General features: G+C 64.6%; 19 protein-coding genes. 8 read left to right on the top strand and 11 right to left on the bottom strand.

The window, feature by feature from the left end; translation table 11 throughout:
• Positions 1–65: 65 nt before the first annotated feature.
• The 3 genes from MRBLAR12_RS19480 to MRBLAR12_RS19470 all read right to left on the bottom strand — a co-directional run bounded on the left by MRBLAR12_RS19480 (position 66) and on the right by MRBLAR12_RS19470 (position 2,710).
• A complete protein-coding gene (locus MRBLAR12_RS19480; protein ID WP_364747748.1) occupies positions 66–992 on the bottom strand; it encodes an endonuclease NucS domain-containing protein in 927 nt (308 codons plus the stop codon).
• 367 nt (positions 993–1,359) lie between these two features.
• A complete protein-coding gene (locus MRBLAR12_RS19475) occupies positions 1,360–1,740 on the bottom strand; it encodes a VOC family protein (protein ID WP_229993916.1) in 381 nt (126 codons plus the stop codon).
• Positions 1,741–2,293: 553 nt separating this feature from the next.
• Positions 2,294–2,710, bottom strand: a complete 417-nt coding sequence (locus MRBLAR12_RS19470) for a hypothetical protein (RefSeq protein WP_229993904.1) — start codon at positions 2,708–2,710, stop codon at positions 2,294–2,296.
• Positions 2,711–3,057: 347 nt separating this feature from the next.
• On the opposite strand from MRBLAR12_RS19470, the gene MRBLAR12_RS19465 reads away from it, so the two are divergent.
• The 3 genes from MRBLAR12_RS19465 (at position 3,058) to MRBLAR12_RS19455 (ending at position 6,336) form a co-directional block, all read left to right on the top strand.
• A complete protein-coding gene (locus tag MRBLAR12_RS19465) occupies positions 3,058–4,746 on the top strand; it encodes a helix-turn-helix transcriptional regulator (RefSeq protein WP_364747746.1) in 1,689 nt (562 codons plus the stop codon).
• Between the two features lie 91 nt (positions 4,747–4,837).
• Entirely contained in the window at positions 4,838–5,137 is a 300-nt protein-coding gene (locus MRBLAR12_RS19460; protein WP_229993902.1) for a hypothetical protein, read from the top strand.
• Positions 5,138–5,175: 38 nt separating this feature from the next.
• Positions 5,176–6,336: a flavin-containing monooxygenase gene (locus MRBLAR12_RS19455; RefSeq protein WP_364747745.1), complete on the top strand. Its 1,161-nt coding sequence runs from the start codon at positions 5,176–5,178 to the stop codon at positions 6,334–6,336.
• Between the two features lie 55 nt (positions 6,337–6,391).
• Here MRBLAR12_RS19455 and MRBLAR12_RS19450 read toward each other — a convergent pair whose 3' ends face one another.
• The 4 genes from MRBLAR12_RS19450 to MRBLAR12_RS19435 all read right to left on the bottom strand — a co-directional run bounded on the left by MRBLAR12_RS19450 (position 6,392) and on the right by MRBLAR12_RS19435 (position 8,456).
• Positions 6,392–7,015 (bottom strand): cupin domain-containing protein, encoded by a 624-nt coding sequence (locus MRBLAR12_RS19450; protein ID WP_364747743.1) that lies wholly within the window; start codon positions 7,013–7,015, stop codon positions 6,392–6,394.
• A gap of 95 nt (positions 7,016–7,110) precedes the next feature.
• Entirely contained in the window at positions 7,111–7,476 is a 366-nt protein-coding gene (locus MRBLAR12_RS19445; protein WP_364747742.1) for a hypothetical protein, read from the bottom strand.
• A 294-nt stretch (positions 7,477–7,770) separates the two neighbouring features.
• Entirely contained in the window at positions 7,771–7,977 is a 207-nt protein-coding gene (locus MRBLAR12_RS19440; RefSeq protein ID WP_090955828.1) for a helix-turn-helix domain-containing protein, read from the bottom strand.
• A complete protein-coding gene (locus tag MRBLAR12_RS19435; protein WP_364747740.1) occupies positions 7,977–8,456 on the bottom strand; it encodes a DUF2975 domain-containing protein in 480 nt (159 codons plus the stop codon). Before MRBLAR12_RS19435 ends, MRBLAR12_RS19440 begins: the two co-directional genes overlap by 1 nt.
• Before the next feature lie 131 nt (positions 8,457–8,587).
• Between MRBLAR12_RS19435 and MRBLAR12_RS19430 the strand changes: the two genes are divergently transcribed.
• Positions 8,588–9,070 (top strand): SRPBCC family protein, encoded by a 483-nt coding sequence (locus MRBLAR12_RS19430; RefSeq protein WP_364747738.1) that lies wholly within the window; start codon positions 8,588–8,590, stop codon positions 9,068–9,070.
• A gap of 54 nt (positions 9,071–9,124) precedes the next feature.
• Here MRBLAR12_RS19430 and MRBLAR12_RS19425 read toward each other — a convergent pair whose 3' ends face one another.
• Positions 9,125–10,621 carry an APC family permease gene (locus tag MRBLAR12_RS19425; RefSeq protein WP_364747736.1) on the bottom strand — a complete coding sequence of 499 codons (1,497 nt, stop codon included), beginning with the start codon at positions 10,619–10,621 and terminating at the stop codon, positions 9,125–9,127.
• A gap of 254 nt (positions 10,622–10,875) precedes the next feature.
• Here MRBLAR12_RS19425 and MRBLAR12_RS19420 point away from each other — a divergent pair, with 254 nt between their 5' ends.
• Positions 10,876–11,955: a glycerophosphodiester phosphodiesterase family protein gene (locus MRBLAR12_RS19420; RefSeq protein ID WP_364747734.1), complete on the top strand. Its 1,080-nt coding sequence runs from the start codon at positions 10,876–10,878 to the stop codon at positions 11,953–11,955.
• Between the two features lie 183 nt (positions 11,956–12,138).
• Here the strand turns inward: MRBLAR12_RS19420 and MRBLAR12_RS19415 are convergent, their stop codons facing one another.
• The 3 genes from MRBLAR12_RS19415 to MRBLAR12_RS19405 all read right to left on the bottom strand — a co-directional run bounded on the left by MRBLAR12_RS19415 (position 12,139) and on the right by MRBLAR12_RS19405 (position 14,752).
• Positions 12,139–12,558: an ester cyclase gene (locus MRBLAR12_RS19415; protein WP_364747732.1), complete on the bottom strand. Its 420-nt coding sequence runs from the start codon at positions 12,556–12,558 to the stop codon at positions 12,139–12,141.
• A 306-nt stretch (positions 12,559–12,864) separates the two neighbouring features.
• On the bottom strand, positions 12,865–13,278 hold the full coding sequence (locus MRBLAR12_RS19410) for an ester cyclase (RefSeq protein WP_364747730.1): 414 nt from the start codon (positions 13,276–13,278) through the stop codon (positions 12,865–12,867).
• A gap of 112 nt (positions 13,279–13,390) precedes the next feature.
• Entirely contained in the window at positions 13,391–14,752 is a 1,362-nt protein-coding gene (locus MRBLAR12_RS19405) for an MFS transporter (RefSeq protein ID WP_364747728.1), read from the bottom strand.
• A gap of 490 nt (positions 14,753–15,242) precedes the next feature.
• Between MRBLAR12_RS19405 and MRBLAR12_RS19400 the strand changes: the two genes are divergently transcribed.
• The 3 genes from MRBLAR12_RS19400 (at position 15,243) to MRBLAR12_RS19390 (ending at position 18,830) form a co-directional block, all read left to right on the top strand.
• The gene (locus MRBLAR12_RS19400) at positions 15,243–16,271 is read left to right on the top strand and encodes a UDP-glucuronic acid decarboxylase family protein (protein ID WP_229993891.1); all 1,029 of its coding nucleotides are present in this window, start codon (positions 15,243–15,245) and stop codon (positions 16,269–16,271) included.
• A gap of 68 nt (positions 16,272–16,339) precedes the next feature.
• Positions 16,340–17,659, top strand: coding sequence for a UDP-glucose dehydrogenase family protein (locus MRBLAR12_RS19395; protein WP_364747726.1), 1,320 nt, complete (start codon positions 16,340–16,342; stop codon positions 17,657–17,659).
• A gap of 55 nt (positions 17,660–17,714) precedes the next feature.
• Positions 17,715–18,830 (top strand): NAD-dependent epimerase/dehydratase family protein, encoded by a 1,116-nt coding sequence (locus MRBLAR12_RS19390; protein WP_364747725.1) that lies wholly within the window; start codon positions 17,715–17,717, stop codon positions 18,828–18,830.
• Positions 18,831–18,836: the final 6 nt, after the last annotated feature.

Below are 18,836 nucleotides of genomic sequence, written 5' to 3'. Positions count from 1 at the left end.
GCGAGGGCGCTCACCTGTTTGTGCGCCCACTCCAGCCGTCGCCGGCCCCCTTTACGCCTGCCGGGCTACGCCTCCAGGTGGAACTCCACCCGGTACTTCATGAACCGGATGTTCCGGGCGATGGACAGTGCACGGCGGATCCGCAGATCATCTTCCTGCGCGATGATGACGCCTTCAACGGACTGCCCAGGTTCGAGCAATGCTTCCTGGACGTAGCCCATGTAGCGCTGGATCTGGCCGACGACGGCGTCACTGGCGCGACCGCGCTTGAGTTCAATCACGAGCAGCCGGGTCCGGTCCTTGCTGATCGCGAGGATGTCCATGGGCCCGGTGTCGGTGAGGTACTGCTGGCCTTTGAGTTGGCCGTCCTCTTCGTAGATGTCATAGTCCTGGCCGAGCGTTGTGCTGCGCCAGTTGTGGACCAGGAAGTCTTCGAGCTGCTTCTCCATCTGGAACGCGAGCTGGTCCTCGACCTGGGAGGAGATCGCCTGGGCTATAGGCTGGGCGGCATCGGTGAGCTGAGTGAGCGCCGCCAGCTCTACGGTGTGGGCGGCCAGCTGGAACACCGTCATGATCGACCTGGCAGATGATGCCAAGGCGGGGCTCATGTCGTCCTTGCTGAACGAGCCCTTCCAGTCGACCCGGCGCCGGTGTGGCAGATCCGTGCCCGGGTGGTATTCGTACCCGCCGGTCACGACGCCGTACTGGTAGGTGCGGTCAGGTTTGGGTGCCAGCACGAGGTTGCCTTCGACGATCCCTTCGCAGGCCCACCACAGATTGCCGGCGGCGAGACCGGCCGCGACCTTGCCCTTGTCCGGTTCCTGCCCCAGGAACACCTGGACCGCGGCGGAGCGGAAAGAGTCCGGCCCTTCGCCCAGATGCGGGGTGAGGTCATAGTCGCCGACAAAGTCGACTCCCATGTATCCGGCCTCGATCATGTCTTCGGCGAACAGGCCACCTCTGCCCTGCCGGACCATCCATGCTGTCGTCATTGTTCTCCATGTCCTGATGCCCCCTGGACGGGGCCGCGTGCGGTTCCACCTGAACTTATCGCATGCGGCGGCCTCTGGCCTGAGGCTTCCCCTCGTCTGTAAGCAGCGGTTGGAGCAGTTGCCCACAGCGGAGCGGAGTTTTCAGGGGGACCAAGGCCCAGGAGCAGGCTCACCGTCGCTCCGCTGGCCGAAGACGGCTGGCTGCAGCCGAACAACGCGGTCTGGGTGCTGCGCGACTGAGGCCATTCTGTTCGTGACCGCCCACGTTTCCACGGGGAACACCCGTTGCGCTATCACTTGTAGCTGCTAAACAGCTGGTCTCAGCTATCAGAACGACCGTAGGTGATAGCGCATCGGGGCATCCGGCCTACGCGCGCTGGGAGATGTTGATGATGTTGCCCTCGCTGTCCAGGAACCAGGCTGCCTTCCCCCAGTCAGCGGTGGCAATGCCGTTCTCCGTCTTCAGGCCGGGAAAATCGTAATCTTCAAAGACGACGCCGCGGCCTCGCAGTTCCTCCATCTCGCGTTCGAGATTGTCCGTTTCCCAGCCCATCTGGGTGTTCTTGGCTGACCCGGCATTGTCTGTCTGGTAAACGAGGAAGCGCGTTCCTTGGCCGCAGCTGTACATGACGCTGCCTTCCTCCATGGATTCGGAGGGTTCCATTCCCAGCTTGTCCCGGTAGTACTCCTTCGCCCTGTTGATGTCCTTCGCGGGGAGGACAGCGATGATGTTTGAATCCTTGAGCATGATGATTCCCTTCAGTGCGTCGATGACCGCAGTGATGGCGATGCTCCCCCCGGTTTCGGTCCCCGGAATCCTTGTCCGGAGCCCGTGACCGCCCCTTGCGCCGAGCCGGGGCAGCCACTTGGGACTCTTCAACGCCGCGCCACCTATCACCAGCGTGAGGGGTTCCCGAAGTTATGTGGACATTATGGACCGATTTGGGTCTGCTGAAACAGGGTGCACGGCATCCGGTTGAAAGGTCATATGCCGGCCCCCAACGAGGTCCTCGCGCTCAGCCCGGAGTGGCGTCTCGCTGATGCCGGCACTTGCACTTGCTAACCTGTGGCCGGTTCCCGCGAACAGTGTGGCTGCTCCTTGGAGATGCGGGAGCACGCTGCCCGTCGAATTGATCATCAGTGAAAGGGCATCGACGTTAGCCTGTTCCGTGATGTCCATCGCGGTTTCGAAGCAGTGCCGCCCATAAGATGAGGCAAAGACTTTGGGGCCCGCCCTGGACGATTTTTGGGTGTGGAGTGCACCGAGAGAACCTTGGAAATGAGATTCCTGAAATGTCCGGTCAGGAACCGGCATACGGCAAAGAAAGCTGGCCGCGGGTAAAACGGGCGAAGCCGGCGTGAACGTCACGGACAATGACGGATCCGGTGCCGAGGAGCTGTGCCTTCTCTCGAAGTTGCGCCACGAGGTCCTCGCTTGGGCGGCCGAAGATTTCGATCGACTTCATCTTGATAAGCGGCGCAACTGGCGGGAACTTAGGCCCCGCCACTTTCATGTGGAACTCCAACGAGGCCAGATCAGGATGGAAATGGAGGACACTCATGGTGGAGCCGTCCTCTGAGAAACAGACGCTGTAGGAGATGATCCGAGGCTCATTCTGTTCAACGAACGCGGCGAGTTCTGCCATGGCTGTCTTGAGTTCCTCAAGTTTGCCGGAGCGGACCTCCGAAGTATCAAGGTAAGCGACGAAATCATCCATGTCAGCTCTCCCGTTGAAGGCCCTGGCTGAACGCCTGGACCTGGTTCACTACGCACAATTGTCCTCCCGATCCTCTATGGAAGCGCGGCGGATTTATGGCTCCAGGATCACGGCCAGCAGTATGCCCTGAGAATTCGCCACCGGGCCCATGGCCGCGATGACCTCACCGGGCTTGGAGCCCGAGGGCAACTGCATCACCCGACGGGTCCCCGCACCTTGCCGCCCCTTAACCCCGGCGGTAGCCTGAAAAGCAGATGACGGGCCGCGCCGCCCACCACCGGTTCCGCGAGTGCCGGGCCGGGCAGCGCCCACCGGCTCAGACCCGCCACCGGGAACGTGGAGGCGCGATGTCTACACTCGCACACGGCCGGGAGGCCTATGCCGAACGGCGCTGGCCGGACGCCGTAGGGCAGTACACCGCTGCCGACCACGACGCCGAACTGCCGCCCAGCGATCTGGAACAGCTGGCCACCTCCGTCATCCTCACCGGCCGGGGCTCCGAGGGAGTGGACATCCTGGCCCGGGCGCACCTGAAGTACCTCGCCGAAGGCGACTACGACGCCGCCGCCCGCTGCGCCGCCTGGTCCGGGTTGAACCTCATGCTGCTGGGCGAGGCGGCCCGCAGCGCCGGCTGGCTCGCCCGTGCCCACCGGATCGTCGAGGACCTGCCCGAGCCCTGCCCCTTCGAGGGCATGCTGTTCGTCCCTGCCGGGCTGGGCGCCCTCTACCGAGGCGACGGCGCCGCCGCCGCGGAGGCCTTCACCCGGGCCGCTGACCTCGGACGGGAACGTGGCGACGCTGACGCGGCGGCCCTCGGTTTGCTGGGTCTCGGGCAGGCAAGGATCATGCTGGGCCGGCTCGAGGACGGCCTGGCCCTGCTCGACGAAGCCATGGTCGCCGTCACCGTGGGGGAGATCTCGCCGGTCCCGGCCGGGATCATCTACTGCGCAGTGATCGGAACCTGCCTTCTGGCCTTCGACCTGCGCCGTGCCCACGAGTGGACACGGGCGCTGGACCGGTGGTGCGACGCGCAGCAGAACCTGGTGGCCTTCAGCGGCCAATGCCAGATGCACCGGGCCGAGCTGTACCGGCTGCACGGCGCCTGGACCGAGGCGATCGACGCGGCCCAGATGGCGCAGGACCTCGCCTTCCGCGGCGACCTGCTGGCCACCTACGGCGGCTTCTACGAACAGGGCGAAATCCAACGGCTCCGGGGCGACTTCGACGCCGCCGAGGCCTCCTACCTGCACGCTCAGGAGACCGGTTTCCCCCCGCAGCCCGGGCTGGCGCTCCTGCGTCTGGCCCAGGGCAAGCCGGACCAGGCCCAGTCCCTGCTCCGGCAGGCTATGGACGGCGCCGACCCCACGTACCGGCGCCAGATGCTCGCCGCCCGGGTGGAAATCGAACTGGCAGCACGCGACGCACGGGCAGCACGGGCTGCCGCGGAGGAACTGGCTTCGCTCTGCGCCTCGATCGACATGCCCCTGCTGCACGCCCTCGCCGAGCAGTCCGAGGCCTCTGTCCTGTTCCACGAAGGCGACCTTCAGGCTGCCCTGGTCCCGCTTCGCCGCGCGTGGTCCCGCTGGCTCAGCCTCGACGCACCGTTCGAAGCGGCCCGCTGCCGCGCCCTCCTGGCCAGGCTGTGCGCCGCGCTCGGCGATGAGGAATCCGCCCGGCTGGAACTTGAGGCGGCCCGGGCAGTATTTTCCGAGCTGCGCGCCGCGCCGGCGCTCTCGGAGCTTGAGCAATCGGTGCCCGTCGCGCCGGACGCCCGGACAGCCCCGGCGCCAACCACCGGGAACGACGTTCATCACGCCGCCGCCGCCGGGCCGCTCACCGCACGCGAAACCGAGGTGGTCCAGCTCGTCTCCACCGGTCTGAGCAACCGAAACATTGCTTCCGAGCTGTTCATCAGCGAAAAAACGGTGGCCCGGCACCTGAGCAATATCTTCACCAAGTTGGGCCTGACCTCCCGAGCCGCGGTCACGGCCTACGCCTACCAGCACGGACTCGCCCTGACCTCCCGCCCTGCATAAAACTACCCATTCCCCGCCCGCCGGATTTCTCCCCGGGAAATGGGTGATTCGCCCGATTCGCCGCGATGCGGCGAAAAATAGCGTTAATGGCATGAACGTTTCAGTGCTCGCAGGAATGGTTTCCACCGGCCTCTTCGCGGTGAGCTACTTGCCCATGCTGCTCAAGGCACTACGCACGAGGGATCTTGACTCCTACAGCCTCGGCTACCTCGCGCTGAGCAACGTCGCCAACGCAGTGCACTCCGTGTACGTCTTCAGCCTCCCTCCGGGGCCGATCTGGCTATTGCACTCCTTCTACGTCGTCGCCTCCGCGCTGCTGCTCATCTGGTACCTGAGCTTCCGGTCCGGACCCGCCGGCCACCCGGCGCCACAGCAGTCACAACGTTCATAACCACCCCACTGCACATGCAGCACCAAGGAGGCACCACCATGAACACCACCCCAGCAACTGACACCCGCGGCGCCGTCGGCACTGGCATAGTCGGCACTCCCGCCGTCGACACCGTCATCATCGGTGCCGGACAGTCCGGCCTGGCGCTGGGCTATTACCTGGCGCAGCAGCACCGGAACTTTGTCATTCTCGACGCCGGCACACGGGTTGGCGACGCGTGGCGGAGCCGCTGGGACTCGCTGCGCCTGTTCACCCCCGCCAAGTACAACGGTCTGCCCGGCCGGCCCTTCCCCGGCGACCGCCTCGCCTTCCCCACCAAGGACGAGCAGGCGGACTATCTGGAGGACTACGCCGCCCGGTTCCACCTGCCGGTCCGGCCCAACACGGCCGTCACCCGGCTGAGCCACGACGGGCAGCGGTTCCACGTCATGGCCGGCGCGCAGCGCTGGACGGCGGCGAACGTCGTCCTCGCCACCGGCGCCTGCCAGCTGCCCAAGACGCCGGGCTTTGCGGCGGACCTGCCGTCCGGCGTCGTGCAGCTCCACTCCCGCAGCTACAAGAACCCGGCCCAGCTCAAGCCCGGACCCGTCCTGGTGGTGGGGGTGGGCAACTCCGGAGCGGAGATCGCCCTGGAGACCAGCCGCACGCATGAAACCTGGCTGGCCGGCAAGCCGAGTGCCGAGATCCCGTTCCGGCACGGCCGGACCGCGGCCCGCTTCTTCATCCCTGTGGTCCGCTTCGCCGGGATGCACGTGCTGAACACCAACACGCCGGTCGGGCGCAAGGTGCTGCCTAAGATTGCTGGCATGGCTTCGCCGCTGATCCGCACCAAGCTCGCGGACCTCGGCGCCGCCGGCGTCCACCTGGTGCCGCGGGTCACCGGAGTCCAGGACGGCGCAGTAATGCTCGACGACGGTCAGCGCCTTCCGGTGGCAAACGTCATCTGGTGCACCGGCTTCGTTGAGGCCTACCCGTGGCTGGACATCCCGGCGCTGCCCGCGAACTGGCGGGAGCAGCAGCACCGCGGGATCGTAGATGCCCTGCCGGGCCTGTACCTGCTGGGGAAAGATCTCATCTTCGCGGCAGCATCGGAAACCCTCCCCGGCGTGTGCCTGGACGCCAAGTACCTCGCGAAGCGGCTGGCCGCCACCCGGGCTCCGCAGCACGCAGCGGAGGTCCCGAGCCGGCTGGCGGCATAACGCAGTTGTCAGCAAGTCGCTGTCGAATTCAAGGTCGGGGACAATCTCGCCATTGTCAGGTAGTGAGCGGAGGCCCGATGATCTCGATGTTGTGGCGTGCAGCGATCGCGGTTAGTGCCTGGCCGTCGACGGGTTCAGGTTCCGGCAGTCCCCTGCGCGCTGCCGGCGCTCCTGCCTCGGCGGCGAAGGTTTCAAAGCCGGCCGGCACGGTGATCACGAGGCTGCGGAAGGCCTCTTCCGGTCCGGCAAGAAATGTGTGGGTGGAGCCTTGGGGAAGAAAGACGAAATCGCCCTTTTGCACGGTGAAGCGCTGCCCGTCGCTCTCAAACAGAGCCGTGCCCGAAATAACGTAGAAGGATTCATCCTCAACCAGATGCCGGTGCATCGGTGGCGCGTAGCCAGCCGGATGCAGAATCTCCGTAATGGTCAGCCGCTGCTTCGTCTCCGGGCCGCCTGCCTTGACCAAGACCAATGCATTCGTGAACCACAGGGCGGTCCCCTCGTCGGCTGCAAGTTTGTACGCCCTGCCCCGTACGCCGGTGGCCGGCGCGTTCGTATCATCGGACCTGTCCATGACGCTCCTCAGCTTGAAAGTGCCTGCAATGCTACTCAGGATCCCGATCCGATCAATGCCGTGCAGCTTACTGGCGTCCGCACCCACCCCAGCACGGAACGACATAACACCGCCGGGACCCATCTTTACGATGGGTCCCGATCTCTCAACTGGGCTGCCAGCCCCGCCCTTCCGCGGTCAGCGGGGCGTTCACGCTGTTCTTAGCGTTGCTTGCCCGTTTCGGTGCCCGTGACGTTGAACGAGGCGTCCAATTTCACTGTCGCTGATGTCCCGTCGGCCTTCCGGATATGGGCCTCGTAGGCAGCCCCCTCCGCATCGGTTTCGACGCGGACCACGGTCGCCCCGGGGTTGGCGTCCGTCACTGCCGCTTCCACACGTGCGGCAGTGTCACCTGTTAGCAGCTGCTCGGTGATGCCGTTGGCTTGATGGCTGCCCTTGTGCTGGGAAGCGGACGGCGTGGTGGAGGTCGCCGCGCCGTCCGGAGCGGCCATTGCGAGATACATGCCGCCGCCGGCGAGAGCGGCCGTTAATGCTGCGCCCGCTGCGACGTTTCGAAGTGTTTTCATCACGTGCTCCTGATTTCTGCGATCAGGCCCATCGGTGTTTGACTGACCGCTTTCTCGTCCTGGGCATCGTGTCCCCGCAACGCCCAGCGCGGGTGAATCCGAGTAGGGACATTGTGGATTCTACGCATGTGTGAGGGTGACGACTAGGAGCATTTAGGACCATGGTTTTCCTGGCGCACAAGACCTTCCCAGTGCCTTTGACTACCCGGAAGCGACGCAGTTCCACGAGCCTGCCGGGCAGAGGTCGGTTTCACTGGCCCCCTGTAAGGACGTCCGCCGTCACAGGTCACCCGATCATTCCTCGACGAACTCCAGCAGGTCACCCGGCTGGCACTTGAGAACCCGGCACATTGCTTCCAGGGTGCTGAAGCGGACAGCCTTTGCCCGGCCGTTTTTCAGCACCGCCACGTTCGCCGGGGTGAGTCCCACGCGCTCGGCGAACTCCCCCACGCTCATCTTTTGTTTGGCCAGTTCGACGTCGATGCGCACCACGATGGGCATCAGATCACCGCTTCCATGTCGCTGCGCAGGTCCGTGGCCTGCCGGAGCAGCGCGCGCAGCACCACCACCACAAGGCCCAGGGCGGCGCCGGCCACCAGCAGCAGGAACAGCAGGAGCGGCAGGCCCGGATCATCCGCGTTAAGGACCACGGAGGCGGACAGTGCCGCCAGCATGGTCCATCCGGCGGCGATGGCCCAGACGATCGCGTCCACCCGCCGCAGTGCCTCGTTACTGAAGATGCTGCCGAGCTTGACCATGGTCAGCAACTTCCAGGTGCTCACGATCATCACCTGGACGCAAGCAACTTCCAGGATCGAGAAGATGGTGAGCGGCCATTGCAGGGAGGCGCGCTCTGGATTCTCCTGCGCCATGTGGGCGAACTGCCCGGGGAGGGACATGACTTGGAACAGGACCAACAGGAGGAACGCCACAACCAGGACGATCCGAAGGGCGATGACTGCCAAGCGAGTAAATTGCATGCATCGAGTTTCGGTCATTAACTATCGAAAGTCAATCGATGAACATTTGTTCTGCGTACGCTCCCGACGTGACAGCCCGCTGCCAGCCCAATCCGCTTCCGCCACCGTCCGCAGGATGCCAGAGTTGAACAATGAACGAGTCATCGGGGAATGAGGCAACCGGGAACGCGGAATCTGGCGCGCTGGTCCTGAATCTGGAGTGCACGCTCGCTGCTCCCCCGGAGGAAGTCTTCAGGATGCTGACGGAATCGGCCGAACTGGTGAAGTGGTGGGGCCCGCACGGATTCACCATCCCTGCAGCCGAACTGAACCTCACGCCAGGCGGCCGCTACCGATTCCGCATGACGCCACCGGACGGGGAACCCTTCCACCTCTCCGGCGAGTTCCTGGAAATCGACCCGCCTTGGCATCTGGTGTACACATTCCACTGGGAGGAACCGACGCCAGACGACCGGGAAACCGTCGTCGATCTCTCGCTCGGGAGTACTGGCAAAGGCACGCGGCTGGTGCTCTCGCAGGGACCGTTCCTGACGGACGAACGCCTTGAACTGCACCGCGGCGGCTGGACGGAGTCGTTTGAGAAGCTGCGCTTGGTTACGGACGCCCTCGCCTAGAAATGGATGCCGCACCTGGCTCGCACGCAGGCCGCCACGCAGTCCGCCACGTGGTCAGTGGCCGGGTGGCGGCGGCGGGACCTGACCGTCCTTGCCGATGTTCTGCACGCCAACCGGCTCGCCCGCCCTGGTGTTGGTCCTCCTGTTGATCAGCCAGGTGATGAACCACAGCACCACGCCGATCGCCATCAGTCCCCCGGCGATCTGGTACTGGATAACGGGCCGACCCACCCATGGTCCGGCGAGGAAGCCGCACAGCAGGGCCGCGACGATGGGCATCGGCCCCGGCGAGGTGAAGAAGACCTCGCGGTTGGGGTCCCTCTTGCCGCGGAGGACAACGCAGGCCACGTTCACCAGGGTGAACACGCACAGCAGCAGGAACGCGGTAGTGCCGGAGAGGTTCGCCACGACGTTGCTCTCCGGGTCGCTGGTGACGTACCAGATCAGCCCTAGCGCAAGGACGGTGGAAAACAGGATCCCGGCCCATGGCGTGCGGCGTCCGGGGAGCACCCGTCCCAGCGGCCGCGGCAGGACGTCCTGGCGGGCCATGCCGTAGATCAGACGGCTGGCCATCAGCATGTTGATCAAGGCGGTGTTGGCCACGGCGAAGACCGCGAGGAACGGGAACACCTTGTCGATGGGGAAGTCCGGTGACCCCTTGTGCACCACCTCAAGGAGCGCGGCGCCTTCGGCCTCCCTGATCCCTTCGAGTTCGGTGGGCGTGAGCACGCTGACCACGGACACTGCCACCAGCATGTAGAGGATCACGGCGATGCCGAGACCGGTCAGCATGGTCCGCGGGAAGATCCGCTCGGGGTTCTGAGTTTCCTCGACCATGTTCACGGAGTCCTCAAAGCCGACCATCGCAAAGAACGCGATGGACGTGGCCGCCGTGACTGCCAGGAACAGGCCCTTGTCCTGGTGGTCGGTGAAGACGGTGATCTCTGCGGGATTCCCTGTTCCCTGGGCCATCACATAGAAGCCGACCCCGATCACGATGCACAGGGCGATCACCTCGACCAGGGTGAGCACAACGTTGAACTTCACGCTCTCCCCCACGCCGCGCAGGTTGATGGCCGCCAGCAGCAGCATAAAGCCCAACGCAACCGCGGTGATCACCTCCCGACCGGGCATGTCCATCCAGCCGTTGATCGCCAGGCCTCCAAAGAAGTTCTGGGCAAGGACGTTCGCAGACGTGGAGGCGCTGGTGATGCCGGAGCAGACGACGGCGAACGCGACCAGGAAAGTGACGAAGTGGATCCCGAACGCCTTGTGAGTGTAGAGCGCCGCGCCGGCTGCCTGGGGGTATTGGGTGACCAGCTCCAGGTAGGAGAATGCGGTCAGGGTCGCGACGACGAAAGCGAGCAGGAACGGCAGCCAGACGATGCCCCCCACCGTGCCGGCCATGGTTCCGGTGACGGCGTAGACGCCGGCGCCGAGGATGTCACCGACGATGAACAGGAGCAGGAGCTTGGGTCCAAGGACCCGCTTGAGCGTGGGTTCGTCACCCTCGGGAGTGGCATCGAAGACTTTGTCGGACGTGGTGCTCATGGTTGACCTCCACCGCGGATACACGGCCCTGAGAGCCGCGGCCGGCCTCCCGGCCTCGATGTGACGTACTTCACTGTGATCTTCTCGGGTCTGTTTGGCAACACCATGGTGCGGCCCCACCCACGCATCTCCCGCATCATTGTGTGTTCACCCGCGGTCCAGCTCCCCGCACACCCCAGTCCATCTCGCCTCCCTACGGTGGTCGGGTCGCCGGCACAACGCCGGTAACCGTCACCCAGGAGGAAACCATCACCATGCGCACACCCCTGATTGCAGCGGCCACCGCCGCGCTCATCGCCTCGCTAGCGGGCCCCGCCGTCGCCGCTTCCAACCCCGAAGCCGGCTCGCCGTCGTCGAACTCTGCCGGAACGGCTGCCGCAGAGGCAACAGCCGGCATCAAGACCAACGAGAGCAACGGCTCCTTTGACCTGCAGTCCCACCGCGGGGGCCGCGGCGAGTGGACCGAGGAATCCCTGGCCGCATTCGCCAACTCGCTGAAACTCGGCGTGACCACGCTGGAACTGGACACCCACCTGACCTCCGACGGCAGGGTCATCGTCTGGCATGACGACACCATCCAGGCGGACAAGTGCCGCGACACCGCGCCGGCGGCTCCCGGCGACGCGGCTTTCCCGTATGTCGGCGACCGCGTGGCAGAGCTGTCGCTCGCGCAGATCAAGACCCTGGACTGCGGGTTCACCGAGCTAAAGGGGTACCCGGAGCAGGACGTGGTCGAGGGCAACCGGATCGCAGAGCTCAAAGACGTCTTCCAGCTGGTCCACGACGCCGACGCCGAGAAGGTCCGCTTCAACATCGAGACCAAGGTGGAGGACGGCCGGTCCGGCGGCGAGGGCATGGTGGCCCTGACCAAGGCCGTGGTCACGGAGATCTACACCGCCGGCATGGCCGAGCGCAGCACCGTGCAGTCGTTCGACTGGTCCTCGCTGAACCTGACCAAGAAGATCGCCCCGCAGTTGCCGCTCGTCGCCTTGTCCAGCGGCGACGCCTGGCTCGAGGTCGGCCAGCCCGGCGCCAGCCCCAACCTCGGCGGCATCGACATCGACACCTATGGCGGCTCGCTCGCCAAGGCAGCGGCAGCCCAGGGGTACGACGTCGTCTCCCCCACCTTCCGCTCCGTCACCCCCGGAATGATCGCCGAGGCCCACGAGCTTGGCCTTCCCGTCATCCCCTGGACCGTCAACACCACGGCGGACATGACACGGCTGATGGACCTCGGCGTGGACGGCATCATCACCGACTACCCCACCCGCCTGCGCACCGTCATGGAAGAGCGCGGCCTGAAGCTCCCCAAGGCATACTCGACCGCGAGCTAAACGACGACGGCTGGCTGCCGCCGAACAACGCCGTGGGGGCTGCGCGATTAATTCTCCGCAGACCAACTCCGCGGACGGAGGGCTGTCCTCGTTTCCATGAAACGTGGGCAGCCCTGTTTTCTGTGCCCGCCGGCGGTCTTTCCGGCCGCGAGCGCGCGTCGGCCCTGCGTGCGTAGGCCCTGTTCAGGCAACGGCCACGGCGCCAATCTGCCGCATGAGGCTCAGGTTGTCCGTGGTGCCCCAGTGCTCGGCAACCTTGCCTTCCTCGACACGGATGATGTCCGTGCAATCGAATTCGACGCTCTTGCCCGTTGCCGGGATGCCGGCCAGTTCGCCACGATGCGTTCCCGTGAGAATCACATGGCACGCCTCCAGGTTTCCGGCAGCCACCTTGGGCTCGATCTCCTTAACCTTGATGTCCGGGAAAGCCGTCCGCATTGTGTTCACGAAGTACTTGACGCCGTCCTTGCCGGGCGGCTGCCCGGGGAGGCCCTCTTCGTGATCCACATAGCTGTCCGCAGCCAGCTCATCAATGAGGGCGAGGTTTCCGCTCTCAATGACGTCCTTGTAAAACCGCTCAATCAATCCAACACCTTCAGACATTTCCGACTCCTTGTAGGCGAGAGACCGAATCCAGATCCCCCCAGACCATTCCCCAGGAGGCTCTCCTTTTCTGGCGCCTCGGCAGGCAGAAACCGCCCGCGCGGAGCGCCGAGAGTTGCTGTGGAGATTCCAGTGGAGATTGGGCGAAACGCCTCGTTAAGGCAGAAGATATTCCGGGGTTTCGAGGGTGTCAAGATGCGCTGAGTCCCGCCAGTCCCGGCCCAGCAGCGACACGACAAACACCATGACGGCTAGGGGCCCTTCCGCGCGGAAAGGCCCCTAGCTGCCGCTTAATGAGGTGCTGCCTTACTCCGGTACGGCGCCGATCTGCTGCATGAGGGTCATGGTGTCCGTGGCTCCCCAGTGCTCGACGACTTTGCCGTCTTCAATGCGGATGATGTCAACGCCGCTGAATTCGACGCTGCGACCGCTGGCCGCGACGCCCATCAGTTCTCCCTGATGCGTTCCGGTCAGGACCACGTATTGCGCCTCCAGATTGCCATCGACCAGCACGGGCTCGGTGGTCTTGGCCCTGAGATCAGGGAATGCCGCCCGCATCGTATTGACGAAGAACGCGACCCCGTCCTTGGCGGGCGATTGTCCTGGCATGGGATCGTGATCGACAAAGTCATCACTCACCAGTTCATCGATGAGGGACAGGTTTCCGTCCCCAATCACCTCTGTGTAAAACCGTTTGATCAATCCAGTCCCGTCAGCCATTTCCGACTCCTTAAAAGTGGATGAGACGCAGCCCAAGTTTCCCACTCCGGCCATGGCACATCAACGGCTCGCGCATCCGCGGCCAGCTCCGCCGCCGGCTGCCGCCCGACGCCTAGGCCCGCCGCTCCCGCCACGCCAGCGACACCATGAACACCACCGCACCCAGCCCCAGCATCACGAACACCATGAGCCCCCAGTTCGCCTGGGTCACCCCGCTGCCGTAGAAGATGCCGATCAGCACGGTCGCCGTGATCGCGCCCAAGTAGCGGCAGGTCTGGAAGATCCCCGCGGCCACCCCGCGCTCCTCCGGTCGGGTGGACACGTACATGCCCTGGCTTGAGGAAATGGCGACCACGCAATACGGCACACCCAGCAATGCGGTCAGCGCGAGCACCAGCGGGACGGCGAGGGACACCGTCAGCAGCCACATTGCCGCCGACGCGACGAGGAGAAGCACGACGCCGGCGATCAGCACCCGCCGCACGCCGAACCTGTCGATCGCGCGGACCGCGAACGGCGTCCCGACCACGGAAATCGCGGCGAGCGGCAGCATGAGGATGCCCACGACGCCGGGATCGTATCCGCCGGCGGTCTGCAGCAGCTGGGGCAGGCCGAAGAAGGCGAAGTAGTAGACGCCGTTGAACAGCGCGAAGCCCAGGTAGACCAGCAGCAGCGGCCGGTTGCGGCCCAGCAGCCGCAGGTCCAGGAAGGGTGGGCTGAACCGCAGCTCCCGCCACGCGAACAGCGCCGCGAGGACAAGCCCTCCGCCAAGCAGCCACCACCGGTAGGCGGGCAGGACATTCAGCAGCGCCATCATCACCAGCACCAGGGCCCCGATGAAGGCCCCGATGCCGGGCAGGTCCGAATCCCGCACCAGTTCCGACACCCGGCCGCGCTCCCGGGCACCGTCCGCCGGGGCAAAGCGCCGGACCACGAGGATTGCCAGCAGCGAGAGCGGAACGTTGACCAGGAACAGCGCCTGCCACCCCACCAGGGACACCAGCAGGCCGCCCACCACGGGCCCGACGGCAGCCGCCGAGGTATTCGCCATCTGGATCCGGCCCAGCGGCCGCGTGGACTTCACGTTCGCCTCCCGGGCCAGCGCCGCGACCATGACGACGGCGCTCGGGTAGGCGGTCGCAGTGCCGAGGGCCATGAAGGCCCGCGCCACGCACAGCAGCGCGAAGTTCGGGGCAAAGGGAGCGAGCGCGCAGGTCACGGCCACCAGGGCCATGCCCAGCAGGAACAGCCGCCGCGGGCCGAAGCGGTCCGCGAGCCGGCCCATGAGCGGCTGGCCAGCCGCGGAGGTGAGGTAGAACGCGGTGATCACCCAGGTGACCGTGGCGACGTCGAGCCCGAAGTCCTCGCGCAGCACCACGAGGGCGACGGCGATCATCGAGGAATTCAGCGGGTTCAGCGACGTGCCGAGACTGAGTCCGGCGACGGCGAGGCCCGCCCGGGGAGAGTTGCTCACGGCAACAGTCTGTCCTACGGCGGACCATAGCCGCCAACTGCAGGACGCTGGTGGCGGGACGGCGATGGGCGCCGTGAGGTCCCTCCAAGGACGTCAGGCCGGCGGTTGCGGGCCGTCGAAAGTACGCGAAATACAGAACCTAGTTACCTGCTCCAAGTACTGCCTCCGCGGACATGTGAGTACTCGGTGCAGGTGTGCCCACGTAGTTCCTCGTATTGCCTTACCTGAATTTGGGTACTGCCTACTCGTGTTGGGGAGTGATCCCGTTCATAGGCTCGCAGTTGTCAGGTTATTGGAAAATATCGCGGGGAATAACGGGCCCCGCGGTGCATTGGGGATGATCGGTCTCATTTCTCGATGACGTTCAGCTTCGTTGTCATAAGGGTTTCACTCCACGCGGCACAAGAAATAGTTCAACCGCGTCCAGGGAAACTCCTGCCGATATCAAATGAAGCTCACCAATTCGAACCGTTTGCGGTAAGGAACTAACATGCGAGTTATCGTCACTGGGGGTGCCGGTTTCCTAGGGTCCCATTTGTGTGAAGCGCTACTGAAATCTGGAACCACGGTTGTTTGCGTCGATGATCTTTCGACCGGAAGACTCAGTAACGTCGACCAGTTCCAGGACAATCCCCTGTTCACCTTTATCAATGCGGACGTCAGCACGGGAATAGACATTGACGGTCCCGTGGACGCCGTCGCCCACCTGGCCAGCCCGGCCTCACCGCCCGATTACCACCGGCTACCGCTGGAGACACTCGCAGTGGGAAGCCGTGGAACGGAACATGCCTTGCGGCTGGCCCTGAAAAAAGACGCGCGCTTTGTGCTGGCGTCAACTTCCGAAGTGTACGGCGATCCGGCCGTGCACCCGCAAACGGAAGAATACTGGGGGAACGTCAACTCCATCGGCCCGCGCAGCGTATACGACGAAGCAAAACGCTTCGCTGAGGCCATCTCCATGGCATATGCGCGCAGCTGCGGCGTAAACGTTGGCATTGTTCGGATCTTCAACACCTTCGGACCGCGCATGCGCCCCGGCGACGGCCGGGTGGTGTCCAGCTTCATCACACAGGCGCTCAACGGTGCACCGTTGACTATCTACGGAGACGGCACCCAAACGCGCAGTTTCTGCTACGTGGATGACCTGGTCCGCGGAATCGTGGCCATGCTCCAGAGCGACGAACCCGGCCCCATTAATCTTGGAAATCCCGCGGAACATACTGTTCTGGAACTGGCGGAAATGATCCTGGAGATTACCGGATCCAAGTCTTTCATCGAATTTCACCGGCTGCCCGTTGACGATCCCACCCGCCGTCAGCCGGACATCAGCCGCGCGGGAACACGGCTTGGCTGGACGCCGCAGGTGCCCACCAGCGTCGGCTTGCGCCGCACGGTCTCTTTCTTCCAATCGCAGCCGCTCGAGGTGCGTGCCGCCGCCGAGACAGTGGCCGGCGCCCAGTTTGAAGGCGCCCGATCCACATCCGTCATCCATTCCGAGGCGCTGGCCAAAACAGCCTGAGCTAGCCGTTCGCGGGCCTCCCCTTTCTATTCACAAGCTGAGTACCCCCTGCCACAAGGAGCTTCACTATGCGCATTACCGTCATTGGAACGGGATACCTGGGTGCGGTACACGCCGCCGGAATGGCTTCGTTCGGTCACGATGTGATGGGCGTGGACGTTGACGCCGCCAAGATCGACCAACTCTCCCGCGGCCTCACGCCCTTCTTTGAACCGGGTCTGCAGGACTTGCTGCGGGAGAACATCGCCGCGGGAAGACTGAAGTTTTCGACGTCCCTGGAGGAGGCCGCCGGCTTTGGCGACGTTCACTTCATCTGCGTCGGAACCCCGCAGTCCCCCAACTCCACAGCCGCAGACATGAGGTTCGTCGACGCCGTCGTGCAAGGGCTTGCTCCCCATCTGAAAAAGCCGTGTCTGCTCGTCGGAAAGTCCACGGTGCCGGTGGGAACGGCAGCCAGATTGTCCGAGATGGCCGCTCGGTTGGCGCCCTCAGGGACTCAGGTAAACGTTGCCTGGAACCCGGAGTTCCTCCGGGAGGGGTTCGCCGTCGAAGACACCTTGCACCCGGATCGGCTGGTCATCGGCGTGACCTCCGCCGACGACGAATCAATCCTTCGCGAAGTGTACGCACCCGTGCTGGCGGCGGGGACGCCCTTCATCAGCACGGATCTGGCCACTGCTGAACTGGTCAAGGTCTCGGCCAACGCCTTCCTCGCAACCAAGATCTCCTTCATCAACGCCATTGCAGACATCTGTGAGGCCGCTGGCGCTGACATCATGCCCCTGGCGGCGGCCTTGGGTCACGATTCCCGGATCGGCAGCCGGTTCCTCGCCCCGGGAGTCGGCTTCGGCGGCGGCTGCCTGCCCAAGGACATCCGTGCCTTCATGGCCCGCGCAGAGGAGTTGGGCGTGGGCGAGAGCCTCGATTTCCTCAAGAACGTAGACCGGATCAACGTCAGCCGTCCGGCGAGCGCCGTCGATCTGGCCCGGGACATGCTCGGCGGATCGCTCATGAACAGGCGCGTCGCGGTACTGGGTGCCGCCTTCAAACCCAACAGCGACGACGTCCGTGATTCCCAGGCGCTGAAGGTCGCCAAAGCCCTGCAAGCCCAAGGGGCCCACGTCCGCGTTCACGACCCGGAAGCGGTGGACAACGCCCGTGCCGTCTATCCGACGCTGAACTACACCCACGAAGCTGACAAAGCCTTCGAAGGAGCCGAACTCACGGTCCACCTCACTGAGTGGTCCCAGTACCGGCAGCTGGACCCAACCCACCTCTTGGGCCTGGTCACCTCACCCCGCATCCTCGACGCCAGAAACACCCTGGACATCGACCATTGGCGTTCGGCCGGATGGACAGTCCGGGCCATGGGCCGGCCGTCCCGCTGACGCGCACCGGACGCCCCCACGACAATCCCCACTTCACCGAACAAGGAGAATCATCATGCGAATACTCGTAACAGGCGGAGCCGGTTTCATCGGCTCGCACGTTGTGGAACTGCTCGTCTCGCAGGGACACGACGTGGTCGTGTTCGACAAACTCGTCAAGCAAGTGCACGGAGACAAGGGGCCGCAGTTCGTTCCGGCGAACGTCCGGTTCATTCAGGCGGATATGTTTGACCGCCCGCGCCTCATCGAGGCACTTCAAGGCGTGGATCAGATCGTGCATCTGGCGGCGGAAGTCGGCGTCGGGCAGTCCATGTACGAAATTTCGCGCTATGTGCAGGCAAATACCGGCGGTACAGCTGTCCTGCTGGACGTCCTGGCCAACGAACCCCATCAGGTTTCGAAAATTGTTGTCGCTTCCTCGATGTCTATCTACGGCGAGGGATCGTACATGTGCAGCGAACATGGTCTGCAGGCCCCGCGGTTGCGGACCGAAGAGCAGTTGCGCGCCCACGACTGGGAGCTCAGGTGCACCGGCTGCAACCGTGAACTGACGCCCGTCCCGACCGCCGAAACCAAGCCCCTGTTTCCGACGTCGGTCTACGCAATTTCCAAGATGGACCAGGAGTTGCTGTGCCTGGCGGTCGGCCCGGCGTACGGCATCGATGTCACGGCCGTACGGTATTTCAACGCCTACGGCCCCAGGCAGGCGCTCTCGAACCCCTACACCGGCGTAGCCGCCATCTTCAGTGGCCGCCTCCTCAACGGGCAACGGCCGCTGGTAAATGAAGACGGCCTGCAGATGAGGGATTTCATCCATGTGGCCGACGTCGCCCGGGCAACCGTCGCGGCGTTGACCGCCCCACGTGCCAGCGGCAAGGCCATCAATATCGGTATCGGTGATCCGATCAGCATCCTGGAAGTGGCGGAGCTTCTGGCCGAGGCTCTGGGAGTCGACATAAAACCCGAGCTGACCGGACAGTTCCGTTCCGGCGACATCCGGCACTGCTGGGCCGATCCGTCGGCGGCCAGGGAACTGCTGGAATTTGAGCCCCTGTACCGTTTCCGCACCCAGGGCGTGAAGGAACTCGTCGACTGGGTGCGGGACCAGACGGCCGTCGACAAGCAGGATGAAGCAGTCGCTGAACTGCGACGTCGCGGATTGAGCGTCTGATGCACG

The organism is Arthrobacter sp. LAR12-1-1.1 (genome assembly GCF_040676555.1).
Lineage (GTDB): Bacteria > Actinomycetota > Actinomycetes > Actinomycetales > Micrococcaceae > Arthrobacter.
This window is presented reverse-complemented; position numbering and strand designations above follow the sequence as displayed.